Genomic DNA, 15,316 nt, shown 5'->3' with positions numbered 1-15,316 from the left:
ACCTTACGTGTTGCGCGAACGACCCGTATGTGACACCTTGCTTCTGATTCTCCGCGACGTTCGAGCCACCGGGCCGCGGAGAGGGAAATGAGGAGTGGAAGTGCAATTCCGTCGAGCGCGGATGTCACCGAAAAGTGACAAAAGGCGCAACCCGGCGGCCAGGCTGTTGCGTCCTCGCACCATCCGCGGGCAGCTGATCCGGGTACTCGTGGTTTCGGTCGTGCTGGTACTCGCGCTGCTGGGCGTCGTGCTGACCACCGAGGTACGCGCCTATCGCGACAGCGGCGACACGGTGCACGCGGTGTCGCTGGCGCTGTCGGTCCAGGATCTGGTGCACGAGGTGCAGCGCGAACGCGGTCTCACCAACGGCATGCTGGGCGGCGACGCGGAGATGCGTCAGACCCTGGACGCCCAGCGCCCGGCCACCGATCGCGCGCTGCTGGCGTTGAACGCGGCACTGACCGCCGACGCCCCCGGTACCACCGAGGTGCGCACGGCCCTGGCGCAGCTGGCCTCGCTGAGCAGCACCCGCGCCGAGGTGGACGGGCAGCGCATCGACCGCACCGACGCGTTCTCGTTCTACACCGACGCCGTCGCCGCGCTGGACCGCGCCCGCCCCGGCCAGGACAGCACGAACGACGCGCAGATCCGGCGCGGCGTGCAGGCGCTGTACGCGCTGGGCGATGTCAAGGAGTTCACCGGCCAGGAACGCGGATTCCTCGCCGGGGTCTTCGCCGCCAACGCCTTCCACCCCGGCGAATACGTGCAGTTCCTCCAGATCGATGCCGCGAAACAGGCTGCGCTGGCGGCCTTTCCGCGCGACGCCACCGCGAGTCAACGTGCCCGCCTGGACGACGCCCTGCATTCACCCAACGCGACCGCGGCCGCGTTGTCGCTGACCATCGCCGCCGCCGCGCAGGACGGCCAGCTCTCCGAGCTCGTCCCGCCCGGCCAGTGGTGGTCGCAGACCAGCTCGGTGATCGACGCCGAACGCGATGTGCAGCGCTCGATCGGCGCGGACATCCAGCATCGCGCGCAGGATCTGCGCCGCATCTCGGAGATCACCCTGATCGCCTATACCGCCGCCGCGGTGGTGGCGCTGTTGATCCTGGTCATGCTGGTGGTCACGGGTGTGCGCGCGATCGTGCGCCCGCTCGCCGCGCTGGCCCGGGAGGCCGACGAGGTCGCCACCCAGCGGCTGCCCGCGCTGATCGCCGCCTGGCAGCAGGAGAACGCGACCCCGCCCGATCCGCCCGAACCGATCCGCACGCCGCACAACGCGAGCAGCGAAATCGTTTCGGTCGCAGAGGCATTCGATCGTTTGCAGACCACGTCGTTCGAACTCGCCTCGGCGCAGGCGCTGCTGCGCCGCAACATCACCGAGTCGCTGGGCAACCTCGGTCGCCGCAATCAGAACCTGCTGCGCCGCCAGCTCGGCCTGATCAGCGAGTTCGAGCGCGAGGAACTCGATCCCAAGACGCTGTCCAACATGTTCGAGCTGGACCATCTGGCCACCCGCATGCGCCGCAACGCCGAGAGCCTGCTGGTGCTCGTCGGCGCGGCGAGCCCGCGGCGCTGGAGTGAGCCGATCCCGCTGAGCGATGTCATCCGGGCCGCGCTCTCGGAGGTCGAGGACTACCGCCGCGTGGTGCTGCGGCGCATCGACGAGATCGCGATCTCCGGTTCGGCGGTCAGCGAACTGGCCCACATGCTGGCCGAGCTGATCGAGAACGGCCTGGCCTTCTCCCCGCCCGACGTCGAGGTCGAGATCTACGGCCGCCGCCTGGGCCAGCAGTACATGCTGGCCGTGGTCGACCACGGCATCGGCATGCCGGAGGATCAGCTGACCGCGGCCAACGCGCGGCTGCGCGGCGACGCGGACTTCCTGGTCGCGCCGACCCGGTTCCTGGGCCACTACGTGGTCGGGCGGCTGGCCAAGCGCCTGGGTATCGAGGTCGAGCTGACCGCGTCGCCGATCAGCGGGGTGGCGGCGCGAATCCTGTTGCCCACCGCCCTGATCGGCACCGACATCGCCCTGGGCGCGCGCAAACTCGAACCGGCACAACCGGTCTGGACGACGGTCTCGCTGCCGTCCGCCGAACGGTTGCCCGCGTTGGAGCCGGTGTCGCAGGATCTGCCCGAGCTCGCCCCGGGCCGCACCGCCGCCGCGATCCCGGCCGCGGTGCCGGCCGGTGCGTCGCAGGACGGGTACAGCGGTTTCGCGGTCCCGGGCTGGCCCGCGCCGCAGGCGAACCACGCCGCGGGCCGACGCGAGCTCCCCGAACTCCCGGAACTGCCCGAAGCGTCGCCCCAGGGCCGCGAACAGCCCGAACGTCCCGCACTCGACCCCGCCGCGGTCGAACTCGGCGACCGCCCGGATCCGTTCCCGACGCTGCCGCCGGGCCCGCTGAAGAAGGCGCTGAACACCACTGCGGCGCAACGTCATCAGCTCGGTGCGCCGAAACATCCGGCACCTGCTTCGGACTCCAACGGAATTCACTACACTGATGCCGCACCCGACCCCGCGGTGCAACGGACCCGCAACGGTCTCGTCAAGCGCGCCAAGAAGATTCCGGGACCGACCACCGCACCCACACCGGCGGTCGTCCCGCCCGGGAATCCGACAGCGCCCGCCGTCGATCGCTCACCCGAGCAGGTCCGCGGGATGCTCACCAGCTTCCGCGCGGGCCATCGGCGCGGCCAATCCGACGAAACCCCAGGGGTTCCGGCATCGATCGCACAGGAGGAAACCCGGTGACCACACAACTGCCGGATTCCGGTCCGCACACCTTCAACTGGCTGCTCGCCGATTTCGTGCGTACCACCGACGGAGTCCGCGACACCGTGGCGGTGTCCTCGGACGGATTGCTCATGGCGATGTCGGACGGGCTGGACCGCGCCGGGGCGGACCGGCTGGCCGCGATGGTGTCGGGTCTGGTGAGCCTGTCCCGAAGCGCCTCGCGCAGTTACGATTTCGACGGTCTCAAGTTGATCATGATCGAGATGCGGCGCGGTTTCCTGCTCATCTCGGCGGTCGCGGACGGCAGCTGCATCGGCGTGATCGCCGACAGCGACAGCGATATCGGACTGGTCGGTTACCAGATGGCCGTGCTGGCCGAGCGGGCCGGATCGCTGCTGACTCCGGCGCTGATCAGCGAGTTGCGAGAGTCGCTACGCAGATGAGCGGTCAGCACCGGGCCCCCGATCCACCGATCGGACCGGCCCGGCACGCACCCGATGGCCCCGAGTTCGGCGCACCCGCGGGGCCATCGGATCCCGAACCCGTGGTGCGCCCGTTCCTGATGACCGGCGGCCGGACCACCCCGACGATCGAGGGACTGCGCATCGAAACCCTGGTCCACGCCACACCTTCGGCGCTGTCGGCCCCGTTGCGCTTCGAGCTGCGAACTGTCGTACGGTTGTGCCAGCAGCCGCAGTCGATCGCGGAAATCGCTGCCGCACTACATGTTCCGATCGGTGTGGCCCGGGTCGTGGTCGGCGATCTGGTGGCCGCCGGACACGCGTCGGTGGCACAGGCCCAGGAAATTTCCACCGCAGTCATCGAGAGGATCAGGGATCTTGTTCGGGCACTCTGAGTTTCGCAACACCCCGGAGCCGACACCCGCACCACCGGAGCCGTCGGCCTTCTCGGTCAAGATCGTGGTCAGCGGTGGCTTCGGGGTCGGCAAGACGACCTTCATCGGCGCGATCTCCGAGATCGAGCCGCTGTCCACCGAGGCCGCGATGACGGAAGTCTCGGTGGGCGTGGACGATCCGGGCCAACGCACCGAGAAGACGACCACCACCGTGGCGATGGACTTCGGCCGCATCACCCTGGATCGGTCGCTGGTGCTGTACCTGTTCGGCACGCCGGGCCAGGAGCGGTTCGAATTCCTCTGGGACGATCTGCTCGACGGCGCGCTGGGCGGGGTGATCCTGGTCGACACCGGCCGCATCCAGGACTGCTATCCGGTACTGGATTTCTTCGAACAGCACGAGACCCCGTTCGTGGTGGCGGTCAACCGGTTCGCCGAGGGCGAGCGGTTCGAACTGCCCGAGGTGCGCGAGGCGCTGGGGGTGCGCGAGGCGGTGCCGCTGGTGGAATGCGACGCGCGCGATCGCGAGTCGGTCAAGCAGGTACTGGTGGTGCTGCTCGAACAGGTGCTGGCCGCCCGGTTGGCCGCGCATTCGGTGCGCGCGAGCTGAACCGCTGATCCCCGCCGACCCCGGACATGAATCCGCCCCGGCATCCGCGCGATGCCGGGGCGGTGCCGAATTCCGCGCGAGGCGCGTATCCGTACTCGCTCGATCTAGCCGAACGAACCGGTCCACAGGGTGCTCAGCAGGCCGTGGGTGGCGGCACTGCCCGTGCCGATCAGGCCGTGCAGTGCGGCGGAGCCGGTGTTCAGGATCAGCGGGATCATGGAGGTCAACCTCTCTGTCGGGAGTGGAACTCGTCGGCCTTCCGTACCGGTCGGCCGAACAGATCCCACCCTGACAAGGCAATGTCTACGCGCGCTGTATCGGAGCTATGAGGAGAATAAGAAGCGACCGTATTTAAGATCACCCCGGCATCGGGAACCGAGCCCGCGAATATCCGCCGCTCCCCTACCTACCAGGCGTTTTACCTTCAGCGGAATACAAACTGATCTCGCCGCTCTCGCTGAGGAAGGCGTTGATCAGCATCGTGCGACGCTCGTGCAGCACATCGGGCTCCGGCGCGGCCGTGGTGATCGCGATCTGCGGAATGGACGCCCAATTGACCACGTAGCGTTCGGGCGGACCGTCGGCCCCGGACATCGGCTCCATCCGGAACACCGAGACCACCTGCCGCTCCATCAGCCCACGCACCACCTCGGCGATTCGCTCGGGATCTTCCAGCGCGAACAGGAAGCCGAAGGTCAGCTCCGGCGAGGACACATAGGCGGACACGAAATACCAGGTTACGGAAGCATCGATCTTCGCGATCATGTGACCCCGCCGTAATTGTGTATAACGATTCACCGGCAGCTTCCACCGATGGGGGTAGCGCCGGTTGCGCGCGATGTTGCCACGCGCTTTCCTGAAAGGGCCCCCTTTTCCCGGACCGCCCCGTCGCACAGTCGCGGATTTCACGGTCCGTCAGCGTGCGTCCGACAGCGGATCGCCCTGCGCGGGAACGCGGAGGTGACCACGATCCGATATCGGATACGAGGGCGGGAATGCCATGGCGACCGAATATGCCGGTGGCCGTAACGGTTTCGACGAGCTGCCGACGGCGCCGGAACTGCTACGGGCCTTTCACACCCCGGCGGACCGACAGGTGCGACCGCACGCGGTGCTGCGGGCCGCGCACGCGCTGGTCGGCTGCCACGAGCGGCGACAGCACGCGGTGGCCACCGCGCACACCCGCGGCATCGACAGCGACCGGCTCGCGCAGTGCAGCCGGACGGTCGGCACCATCGACGCCGAACGCGCGAAACTCGTTGCGGCGATAGATATCTGGGTGGCCGACACCATTCCGCACCGCACCGGCGCGACCCTGCACACCGAAACCCTCGGCGCGGTGATCGACCGGCTGGCCGCGAAATGGGTGGTGGCGCAGGACGCGCTGGGATTGTTCCGATCCGACAGCGAGTCCGGCCGGCCCCGCGACGAGCATCGCGGGGTGGACCTCGAAGCCCATCTGCACTGGGTGCGACTGGCCGAACTCACCGACGGCTACCAGGATCTCATCACCGATGTCGCCGAACGACGACGCCGGTTACCGGTGTTCTGAGCACGACGCCGCACGGCGGCCCGCCCTCGGCATCACCGCGGCGGCTCAGCGCTCCGGATCGATGATCTCGACGTCCGCGTCGATGTACGGCTGCTCGGCGGACACCCGTGCACTGGGCTTCGGCTCGTCCACGAGGACGTCCGGCTCCTCCCGGCCCGCGTTCACGCGCGCCGCGGCCTCCCGGTCGCGTTCGGCGGCCGCGGCCGCCTCGCGCATCTCGATCGCGTCGGTGATCCAGTCGCCGATCTCGCGGGTCACCTCGGACACCGTGCCGGTGATGATCGAGGCGATATTGCCGACGTGGCGCGCCCCCGAGGAGGTCAGCTCCTGGATCAGATCCTTGTTGCTCTCGAATTTTCCGATCATTCAACGCCCGCTTCGCTCGGATCCGGCCGCGACTCGTTGCTGGTCGAGCCGCTACGCATCACGATAACACCGGGCTGCGGGCCCTTGCCGACGAGCGCCGGGGGCAGTGCGAGCCGGAAGATCTTGCCCCACACCGAACCGATCTGACGGCTGAACGAACCGGTGTTGTAGGGCAGTCCGTACTTCTCGCACAGCGCCCGCACCTCGGGCGCGATCTCCGGATACCGGTTCGCGGGCAGGTCCGGGAACAGGTGGTGCTCGATCTGGTGCGACAGGTTGCCGGACAGGATGTGGAACAGTTTGCTGCCGCTGATGTTGGCCGAACCCAGCATCTGCCGCACGTACCACTCGCCGCGCGTCTCCTGCGCGGTCTCCTCTTCGGTGAACGTCTGTACGCCCGAGGGGAAGTGCCCGCAGAAGATGATCGAGTACGCCCACACGTTGCGCACCAGGTTCGCCGTCGCGTTACCGGCCAGGGTGGAGAAGAACAGCGGCCCCGACAGCAGCGGGAAGATCACGTAGTCCTTGAGCACCTGCTTGCCGGCCTTCCGCCACTGCCCCCTGAGCAGCGGTTTCAGGTCGGACCAGGAGCGCTTGCCCTGGACGATGTTGTCCGCCTCGAGGTCGTGCACCATCACGCCCCACTCGAACAGCACCATCAGCAGGAACGCGTAGACCGGGTTGCCCAGGTAGTACGGATTCCACTCCTGGCCCTCGTCGATGCGCAGGATGCCGTAGCCGATGTCCCGGTCGCGGCCGTGGATGTTGGTGTAGGTGTGGTGCATGTAGTTGTGCGAATGCTTCCACTGGTCGGCCGGGCAGACCGTATCCCATTCGAACACACGGGAATTCAGCCCCGGCTCACGCATCCAGTCCCACTGGCCGTGCATGACGTTGTGGCCGATCTCCATGTTGTCCAGGATCTTGGACAGGCTCAGCGCCGCCACGCCCGCCAGCCAGAACGGCGGCAGGAAGCCCAGGTACATCAGGCCGCGCCCGGCGACTTCGAATCCGCGCTGCGCCTTGATGATCGAGTAGATGTACTCGCGGTCCTGCTCGCCCAGGTCGGCGGTGACGCGCTCGCGCAGTTCGTCGAGCACGCGGCCGATCTCCTCGACCTGCTCCGGGCTCAGGACCAGCGGGCCGTCCTTGGTCTCGGTGAGGATTGCCATGTCGTTTCCCCTCTCAGATTTCGATGTCGACGTCGCCGACGGCGGCGTTGACGCAGAGCTGGATCGGCTGGTCGGGATCGCTGTCGAGCTCCCCGGTGCGCAGGTTGCGGGTGCAGCCCGAGCGCTTGATCGCGGTGCAGGAGAAGCAGATTCCCATCCGGCAGCCGTATTCCGGTGTGAGACCGGCGGATTCGGCCTGATCGAGCAGGCTCTCGCCGGTGTTGCGCGCCTCCGCGCCGCTGGCGGAGAAGGTGGTGGCGCCGGTGATCTGCGCGGGATCGACCGGGGCCGCGGTGAGTACGAATTCCTCCGAGTGCAGCCGGTTTTCGAGCCCTTCGGCCCGGAAGACCTCGCGCACGGAGTTCATCAGCGGGGCCGGTCCGCAGACGTAGGTCTCGGCGGTGGCGAACCACGGCGCGACCCGTTCGAGCTGTTCGCGGTCGAAGAATCCGGAGACCGGGCTGGCCGCGCAGCTCCACGGCGCGCCGCGCAGCACCTCGGACAGGTTCAGTTCCGGATAACACAGTGCGACACGGAAATTGGTGCGTCGCGCGGCGATCGCGTCGAGTTCGTCGCGGTGCGGGACCGCCTCCGGGGACTGCGCGTAGTGCAGGAAGGTCACCGGGCCGCGGTAGTCCTCCCGATCCAGGGTGCGCAGCATGGACAGCACCGGGGTGATGCCGCTGCCGCCGCTGATCAGCACGATCTTGTCCGGGCGGATCGCCGGCAGGGTGAACACCCCGGCCGCGGGTGAGAGGTCCACGACCATGCCGGGCGCGGCGTGCCGGTGCAGGTACTGCGAGACCAGGCCCTCGGGATGCGCCTTAATGGTGAGCTGCAAGCGCCGCTGCGCACCGGCCGCGACGTCGATCGGCGAGTAGCAGCGGGTGTGCTTGACACCGTCGATCAGCACGCCGATCTGCACGTATTGCCCGGCGAGGTGGCCGCGCCACTGCCGGGTGGGCCGCAGGGTGAGAGTGACCGAACCCGGGGTGCCGCGCCGCACCGCGATGATCTCCGCGCGCATGTCGCGCACGGTCAACGTCGGCCGCACCAGTTCCAGGTAGCGATCGAGGGCATGCGGCGTTGTCAACGTCTGAACCAGATCGACGAGTCCTGCCATTGCGATCTCCCACTGCTGTTCATCGGGGGTGGTAGTCCACCTCATCGGGGGGTGGTAGTCCACCAATATTTCGGTGCACATCTGTACACTGACCAAGTGTGCCCGAGCGGGGCATGGAAGTTCAACCAGCAGGTCATGTGACCGCAGTAACATCCTGAGGAATGGACGTATCGTGAACGGATGTATGCTCACCGACGTGAGCGAGCGGACCGATCAGGCCGAAACCCGGGGTGAGCGCAAGGAGCGCACCCGGCAGGCATTGCTGGAGGGCACCCTGGCCCTGGCCGCCGAACGCGGTTTCGCCGCCCTGAGCCTGCGCGAGGTCGCGCGTTCGGCCGGAATCGTGCCGACCGCCTTCTATCGGCATTTCGGTTCGCTGGACGAGCTGGGCACCACCCTGGTCGACGAGGGTGTGCGCCAATTGCGTTTGGCCCTACGGGATTTGCGCCGCACCCCGGACGCCCGCCTGGCCGAGACGGTGCGTTTCGTCTTCGCTCAGATCGCCGGGCGCGACGCGCTGTACGGCTTCCTGATCCGCGAACGGCACGGTGGTTCCGCGGCACTGCGCAGCGCCATCGCGATCGAAATGCAGTTGCTCACCAGGGAATTGGTCGTGGACCTCTCGCGCCTGCGCGCACTGGACAGTTGGTCGCCGGAGGATCTGGAGCTGGCCGCGGATCTGATCGTCTCGACGGTCGCCAGCCATATCGCCGATTACGTCGCCGCGCTGCCCCGCGAACGCCCGGAACTCGTGGAGCGCACCGTACGTCAGGTCCGGCTGATCGCCCTGGGCATGGCCGCCTGGCGTTCGACGCCGTAGATCGAAACAGAAGAACGCCCCGCGAGCCTCCCGGGATCGCGAGACGTTCTTCCCGTATCCAAGATGGTGCTCCGAGCACCGAGCCCGACGCTACCGCACCGAACGGCAAATCGGAACGTCAAGAGCCTATGCACCACGTTGCATAGTACGGCGGGTATCAATTAGCCTCGCGGCATGGCCCTCGAGCATGCGCTGCTGGTGTCACTGACCGAGCGGGCCGGTTCGGGCTACGAACTGGCCCGCCGATTCGACAAATCCATCGGATTCTTCTGGAGCGCGACGCATCAGCAGATCTACCGCGTCCTCAAACGGATGGAGGAACGCGGCTGGGTCGTGGGCGAAACCGTCCCGCAGGACGGCCGCCCCGACAAGAAGGTGTACACCGTCGGCCCCAGCGGCCACGCCGAACTCTCCCGCTGGATCGCCGAACCCACCGAGGACGACGCCGCCTTCCAGCGTAGCGAACTCGGCATCAAGATCCGCGCCGCCGCGCACGGCGACCTGCCCGCGCTGTGCGCCGAGATCGCCCGGCATCGCGACAATCACGCCGGACGGCTCGAGCTGTACCGGCAGATCGAGAAGCGGGATTTCCCCGCGCCCGACCGGCTCACCGGCCCCGCGCTACATCAGTATCTGGTGCTGCGCGGCGGCATCCGAGTGGAGACCGGCTTCGTCGAATGGTGTGACGAGGTCGTGGGAGCGCTCGGCAACAGCCTCGCCCGGACCTCGCGGAACAGCCCGAATTCCGCTGCCTCACAACCGGATTCCTTCCCCGAAAGGTGAGATCCATGACCGCGAACCCCGCGGCGGCCGCATCGGCCAACCCGTATCCGCATCTGTTCGAACCGCTCGAGATCGGCTCGCTCACCCTGCGCAACCGGGTGGTGATGGGTTCGATGCACACCGGACTCGAGGACCGGGCCTGGGATACCAACCGCCTGGCCGCCTACTTCGCCGAACGCGCGCGCGGCGGCGTCGGGCTGATCATCACCGGTGGGTACGCGCCGAACCGGGAGGGCTGGCTGCTGCCGCTGGGCGCGAAACTGACCAACCGGACCGAGGCGTACCGGCATCGCGCGATCACCCGCGCGGTGCATGCCGAGGGCGGCCGGATCGCGTTGCAGATCCTGCACGCCGGGCGTTATGCCTATGTGCCGTTCAGCGTTTCGGCCTCCTCGACCAAGGCGCCGATCAATCCGTTCCGGCCGCGCAAGCTGTCCGGCAAGGGCGTCGAACGCACCATCGCCGATTACGTGCGCTGTGCGGAACTGGCGAAATTCGCCGGATACGACGGCGTCGAGGTGATGGGCGGCGAGGGGTATCTGATCAATCAGTTCCTGGCCCCGCGCACCAACAAGCGCACCGACCGGTGGGGTGGCTCGCCGGAGAACCGCCGCCGGTTCGCCGTGGAGATCGTGCGGCGCATCCGCGCGGCGCTCGGACCGGACTTCCTGATCGTATTCCGGTTGTCCATGGCCGAATTCGTCGAGCACGGCCAGACCGAACACGAGATCCTCGCGCTGGCAGCGGAATTGGAGGCCGCCGGGGTCAGCGTGCTCAATACCGACATCGGCTGGCACGAGGCCCGGGTGCCGACCATCGTGACCTCGGTGCCGCGCGCGGCGTTCGTCGAGTTCACCGCGAAAATCACTGCGCACGTGGATATTCCGGTGTGCGCGTCGAACCGGATCAATATGCCCGAGACCGCCGAGGAGATCCTCACCCGGGGCGAGGCGCAGCTGATCTCGATGGCGCGTCCGCTGCTGGCCGATCCGGACTGGGTGAACAAGGCGCGGCAGACCCGCGAGGACGAGATCAACACCTGCATCGCCTGTAATCAGGCGTGCCTGGATCACGCCTTCGTGCACAAGACCGTGTCCTGCCTGCTGAATCCGCGCGCGGGTCACGAGACCGAACTGCGGCTGCTGCCCACCCGGCGGATGCGGCGCATCGCGGTGGTCGGGGCGGGTCCGGCCGGGCTGTCGGCCGCGGTGAATCTGGCCGAACGCGGGCACAAGGTGGATCTGTTCGAGGCCGAGGACAAGATCGGCGGGCAGTTCGACATCGCCCGGCGCATCCCCGGCAAGGAGGAGTTCACCGAGACCATCCGTTATTTCACGCGGAAACTGGAGGTCACCGGTGTACGAGTGTTCCTGAATCGCCGGGTCGAGGCCGCCGAGCTGATCGAGGGGCGGTACGACGAGGTCGTGCTGGCCACCGGTGTGCGCCCGCGTATTCCGGATATCACCGGTATCGACCATCCGAAGGTGCTGACCTACGCTGAGCTGGTGCGCGAGGAGAAGCCGGTCGGCAAGAAGGTCGCGGTCATCGGCGCGGGTGGAATCGGCTACGACGTCAGCGAATTCCTCACCGTCGACGGTCATCCGTCCTTGAAACTCGACGAGTGGAAACAGGAGTGGGGCGTGACCGCCGAGGATCCCGAGGTGCGCGGTCAGCTCGCGACCGCACGCCCCTCCCCCGCGACCCGGGAAGTCGTACTGCTGCAACGTAAATCGGGTTCGTTCGGCAAGAGCCTGGGCAAGACGACGGGCTGGGTGCACCGCGCGGCGGTGAAGGCCAAGGGCGTCGAGCAGATCGGCGGAGTCAACTACGAACGCATCGACGATCGCGGCCTGCACATCAGCTTCGGGGAGAACCGCGCCCGACCGACCGTCATCGACTGCGACAACGTGATCCTGTGTGCCGGACAAGAATCCGTGCGCGAACTGGTCGAACCGCTGCGCTCGGCGGGCGTGCGGATCCACCTGATCGGCGGCGCCGACGTGGCCGCCGAACTCGACGCCGAACGCGCGATCGATCAGGGTACCCGGCTGGCGGCGGGGATCTGATGGGCATCCTCACCCGCCTGGGCCTGCCTGGTGACGAGAAGGCTTGGACCGCACTGGGTTTCACGGTCTCGGACGGCGGTTTCCTGGCCGGTGGCATCAGCTGCACGATCGATACCCGGCCCAGCTGGGGTTTCGACGACGCCATCGCCGATCCGGAACTGCTCGGCATTCCGGAGCTGCTGTCCGGGGATCGGGACGAATTGCCCGGTGACACAGTGCATCCCAACGCGGTCGGCTTCATCGATCACGTCGTGTACTGGGTGCCCGATCTGGACGACGCCGTCGCCGCGCTCACCGCCGTGCTGGGTGAGGGACCCCGCCGACGTTTCCGGCCGCGCGGACCCTCCGGGCCCGAGATGGCGTTCTTCCGTTCGGGTGGGGCCGTCATCGAGGTGGTGGCCTCGGGCAAGCCCGCCAGTCTTCCCGGAATCGCTTTCGGCACACGCGATCTCGATGCCACCGTGGCCGCCGTGCGGGCCGCGAACGGTCCGATCAGCGATCCGAAACCCGCGGTCCAGGGCGGCCGGATCGCGAGCGCGTGGTCCGGCCATCTGAACTGGGGCATCGCGTTCTACGAGCCCGCGCGCTGAGCCCTGCGACGAGCGCGCACCGGCGCACTGTGCCCGCGCACAATGCGATGTCGTGGAATCCGGTGCGTGCTCGCCGTCGACGACCCCGGCCCGCCCGGTAGGCTCCCCGGCGTGAGTCTTCCCGCACCCACCTCAGAAAATCGTGCCGTCGTCACCGGAGCCTCCTCGGGGATCGGCACCGCGCTGGCCGAGGAACTGGCCCGCCGCGGTTATTCGGTGATCCTGATCGCCCGCCGCGGCGACCTGCTCGCCGAGTTGTCCCAGCGGCTGACCGACCGATACGGCGTCACCGCCGAGGTGCGCGCGGTGGATCTGTCCGACCGCGACCAGCGCGCGCCGCTCGCGGCCGAACTCGCCTCCCGCGATATCGCGATCCTGTGCAACAACGCCGGGGTCGCCACCTTCGGCCCGGTCGCCGAGCTGGATCTGGACTTCGAACGTGCGGTGATGGAGCTCAACGCCGTCGCCGTGCACGATCTGACCCTCGCGGTGCTGCCCGGCATGCTGTCCCGGCGCGGCGGCGGCATCCTGATCACCGGCTCCGCCGCCGGGAACATGCCGATCCCGAACAACGCCACCTACGCGGCCAGCAAGGCGTTCACCAACAGCTTCTCCGAATCCCTGCGCGGCGAACTGACCGGCAGCGGCATCAACGTCACGCTGCTGGCCCCCGGCCCGGTCCGCACCGACAACCCGGACCAGGACGAGGTCGGCAGCAAGGTCCCCGAATTCATCTGGGTCACCGCCGCCTACACCGCCAAGCTCTCCATCGACGCCCTCGAGCGCAACAAGATGCGCGTCGTCCCGGGGCTGATCAGCAAGGGAATGAGCGTCGCGGGGCAGTACTCGCCGCGCGCGCTGACCGCGCCGATCGTGGGTGCGTTCTACAAGAAACTCGGCGGGTAATACCGCCCCTCGGTGCCCATCTCCGAGCAGGGTGGGCATCGCGAGACGGTTTTGCAGCGCGCATTCGAACTCCGAAGTACACCGCGCTGCAACATGATTCGCGGGAATACCGGTGCGTCGGGCAGAGGTGCCCGGCGTCGGCCGTACCCGCATCTCCCAGCTGCCGGATCGGCCGGATCACAGTGGTGTCAGGAGCGCGTCAAGATCGCTCGGGAGCTGGTCAAGGACGCGTAATCGACCGCTTCGGCCGGGGGTGGGCGGCGTAATCCTGACAGTGGCCCCGCACCACAGGAGAAAGCGGGGAACACACAGGAGAAGCCGTGACGCTGCTCGAGATCTTCCCGTCGCTGCGGTCGGGAATGCCGTCCCCGCGTTTGGACGCCACCCTCTGGCCGTGCGAGACGCACTACGACGATCTGGGCCGGATCACCGTCGGCGGGGTGGCACTGGCCGATATCGCCGATCAGTACGGCACCCCGGTGTACGTCCTGGACGAGTCCGAGGTGCGGCGACGCTGCCGGGCGTACCGCAAGTACTTCCCGGATGCCGAAATCGTCTATGCGGCAAAGGCTCTGCTGACCAAGTCGGTGGCCGGGTGGGTGGCCGAGGAGGGGCTGTCGGTCGACGTCTGCTCGGCCGGGGAACTCGTCGTCGCCCTGGCCGCGGGCGTGGATCCGGCGCGAATCGTCCTGCACGGCAGTGGAAAACCGTTCGCGGAGCTGGAAGCCGCGGTGCATGCGGGGGTGGGCCGGATCGTGATCGACTCGCTCACCGAGATCACCCTGCTGGCCGCGGTCGCCACCCGGCCGCAGCAGGTGCTGTTGCGGCTGTCCCCCGATATCGATGTGCACGGCCATCCGGCGGTGAAAACCGGTGTGGCGGACCAGAAGTTCGGCTTCCCGCTCGGCAGCGCCGCCGCGCTCGACGCGATCGATCGCGTCATGCGGCAGCCCATGCTCGACCTGGTCGGCCTGCACTGCCATCTCGGCTCGCAGATCCACGATCCGGACTTCTACGGTGAGGCGGTGCGTCGCCTGATCGCCGAAATGTCCCGTATCCGAACCGAATACGGCCGCACACTGCCGCAGCTCGATCTCGGCGGCGGTCACGCGGTCGCCTACCGCTGCGGTGACGCGGAGATGAATCTGCCCGAACTCGCCGACATCCTCGAGGACGCCCTGGACGCGGCCTGCGCGCTGAATCACTTTCCGCGCCTGCGGATTTCGCTCGAACCGGGCCGTGCCATCGTCGCGCACGCCGGGGTGACGCTGTATCGGGTGATGGCGATCAAACACGTCGAGGGCGGTCGCACCTTCGTCATCGCCGACGGCGGTATGAACGACAATCCGCGCGTGGCCCTCTACGGCGCCCGCTACGACGCCGTCGTCGCCAATCGCCACCCCACCGGCCCGCATCTGACCGCGACCGTGGCCGGAAGGTATTGCGAGGCAGGCGATATCCTCGCCGCCGACGTCCGCCTGCCCGCCGATCTGCGCCCCGGCGAGGTGCTGGCGGTCCCCTGCACCGGCGCCTACCACCACAGCCTGGCCTCGACCTACAACGGCGTCGGCCGCCCGCCGATCATCTCGGTCCGCAACGGCCGCTGCCACGAGCGGATCCGCCGCGAGACTCCGGCGGATCTGCTCGCCCGGGATCTCGGGTAGCGGGTTCCGTACGACTCTCGGCCCGGTCGTCGCGGCACCGGTCGTGGGCCGCACCGCGCACCGTCGCA

At 68.0% G+C, this 15,316-nt stretch carries 15 protein-coding genes; 11 read left to right on the top strand and 4 right to left on the bottom strand.

Going from position 1 to position 15,316, the window contains the following annotated elements; all coding sequences use genetic code 11:
* The first annotated feature begins 121 nt into the window (after positions 1-121).
* From NRB20_RS16510 to NRB20_RS16495, 4 genes are read left to right on the top strand one after another with little or no spacing between them, the layout of a single operon-like run.
* Positions 122-2,758, top strand: a complete 2,637-nt coding sequence (locus NRB20_RS16510; protein WP_153411008.1) for a sensor histidine kinase — start codon at positions 122-124, stop codon at positions 2,756-2,758.
* Positions 2,755-3,183, top strand: a complete 429-nt coding sequence (locus tag NRB20_RS16505) for a roadblock/LC7 domain-containing protein (protein ID WP_040831726.1) — start codon at positions 2,755-2,757, stop codon at positions 3,181-3,183. The genes NRB20_RS16510 and NRB20_RS16505 overlap by 4 nt, the downstream gene beginning before the upstream one ends.
* Positions 3,180-3,596, top strand: coding sequence for a DUF742 domain-containing protein (locus NRB20_RS16500; RefSeq protein WP_153411007.1), 417 nt, complete (start codon positions 3,180-3,182; stop codon positions 3,594-3,596). Before NRB20_RS16505 ends, NRB20_RS16500 begins: the two co-directional genes overlap by 4 nt.
* Complete coding sequence (locus NRB20_RS16495) at positions 3,577-4,206, top strand: GTP-binding protein (RefSeq protein WP_454786544.1); 630 nt, start codon at positions 3,577-3,579, stop codon at positions 4,204-4,206. Before NRB20_RS16500 ends, NRB20_RS16495 begins: the two co-directional genes overlap by 20 nt.
* Positions 4,207-4,608: 402 nt before the next feature.
* On the opposite strand, the gene NRB20_RS16490 is transcribed toward NRB20_RS16495, so the two are convergent.
* Positions 4,609-5,115, bottom strand: coding sequence for a hypothetical protein (locus tag NRB20_RS16490; protein ID WP_227833573.1), 507 nt, complete (start codon positions 5,113-5,115; stop codon positions 4,609-4,611).
* 91 nt (positions 5,116-5,206) lie between these two features.
* Here NRB20_RS16490 and NRB20_RS16485 point away from each other — a divergent pair, with 91 nt between their 5' ends.
* Entirely contained in the window at positions 5,207-5,758 is a 552-nt protein-coding gene (locus NRB20_RS16485) for a DUF4254 domain-containing protein (protein WP_153411005.1), read from the top strand.
* Positions 5,759-5,803: 45 nt separating this feature from the next.
* Here NRB20_RS16485 and NRB20_RS16480 read toward each other — a convergent pair whose 3' ends face one another.
* Genes NRB20_RS16480 through NRB20_RS16470 form a run of 3 tightly spaced genes read right to left on the bottom strand, consistent with a single transcriptional unit; the run spans position 5,804 to position 8,419 of the window.
* The gene (locus NRB20_RS16480; RefSeq protein ID WP_153411004.1) at positions 5,804-6,124 is read right to left on the bottom strand and encodes a hypothetical protein; all 321 of its coding nucleotides are present in this window, start codon (positions 6,122-6,124) and stop codon (positions 5,804-5,806) included.
* The gene (locus tag NRB20_RS16475) at positions 6,121-7,296 is read right to left on the bottom strand and encodes a fatty acid desaturase family protein (RefSeq protein ID WP_153411003.1); all 1,176 of its coding nucleotides are present in this window, start codon (positions 7,294-7,296) and stop codon (positions 6,121-6,123) included. Before NRB20_RS16475 ends, NRB20_RS16480 begins: the two co-directional genes overlap by 4 nt.
* 13 nt (positions 7,297-7,309) lie before the next feature.
* Positions 7,310-8,419: a ferredoxin reductase gene (locus tag NRB20_RS16470; RefSeq protein WP_153411145.1), complete on the bottom strand. Its 1,110-nt coding sequence runs from the start codon at positions 8,417-8,419 to the stop codon at positions 7,310-7,312.
* 184 nt (positions 8,420-8,603) lie between these two features.
* On the opposite strand from NRB20_RS16470, the gene NRB20_RS16465 reads away from it, so the two are divergent.
* From NRB20_RS16465 to lysA, 6 genes are all read left to right on the top strand, one after another.
* The gene (locus NRB20_RS16465) at positions 8,604-9,239 is read left to right on the top strand and encodes a TetR family transcriptional regulator (protein ID WP_153411002.1); all 636 of its coding nucleotides are present in this window, start codon (positions 8,604-8,606) and stop codon (positions 9,237-9,239) included.
* Between the two features lie 174 nt (positions 9,240-9,413).
* Positions 9,414-10,022 (top strand): PadR family transcriptional regulator, encoded by a 609-nt coding sequence (locus NRB20_RS16460; protein ID WP_153411001.1) that lies wholly within the window; start codon positions 9,414-9,416, stop codon positions 10,020-10,022.
* A 5-nt stretch (positions 10,023-10,027) separates the two neighbouring features.
* Positions 10,028-12,088, top strand: a complete 2,061-nt coding sequence (locus NRB20_RS16455; protein WP_153411000.1) for an NADPH-dependent 2,4-dienoyl-CoA reductase — start codon at positions 10,028-10,030, stop codon at positions 12,086-12,088.
* Positions 12,088-12,678: a VOC family protein gene (locus NRB20_RS16450; protein ID WP_153410999.1), complete on the top strand. Its 591-nt coding sequence runs from the start codon at positions 12,088-12,090 to the stop codon at positions 12,676-12,678. Before NRB20_RS16455 ends, NRB20_RS16450 begins: the two co-directional genes overlap by 1 nt.
* Positions 12,679-12,789: 111 nt before the next feature.
* Positions 12,790-13,584, top strand: coding sequence for a mycolate reductase (gene cmrA, locus NRB20_RS16445; protein ID WP_319945000.1), 795 nt, complete (start codon positions 12,790-12,792; stop codon positions 13,582-13,584).
* A 320-nt stretch (positions 13,585-13,904) separates the two neighbouring features.
* Positions 13,905-15,248, top strand: coding sequence for a diaminopimelate decarboxylase (gene lysA / locus NRB20_RS16440; protein ID WP_319944999.1), 1,344 nt, complete (start codon positions 13,905-13,907; stop codon positions 15,246-15,248).
* Positions 15,249-15,316 lie beyond the last annotated feature (68 nt).

This window comes from Nocardia macrotermitis (genome assembly GCF_009604405.1).
Lineage (GTDB): Bacteria > Actinomycetota > Actinomycetes > Mycobacteriales > Mycobacteriaceae > Nocardia > Nocardia macrotermitis.
The sequence above is the reverse complement of the archived record's forward strand: the minus strand, read 5'-3'. Positions and strand labels throughout refer to the sequence as shown.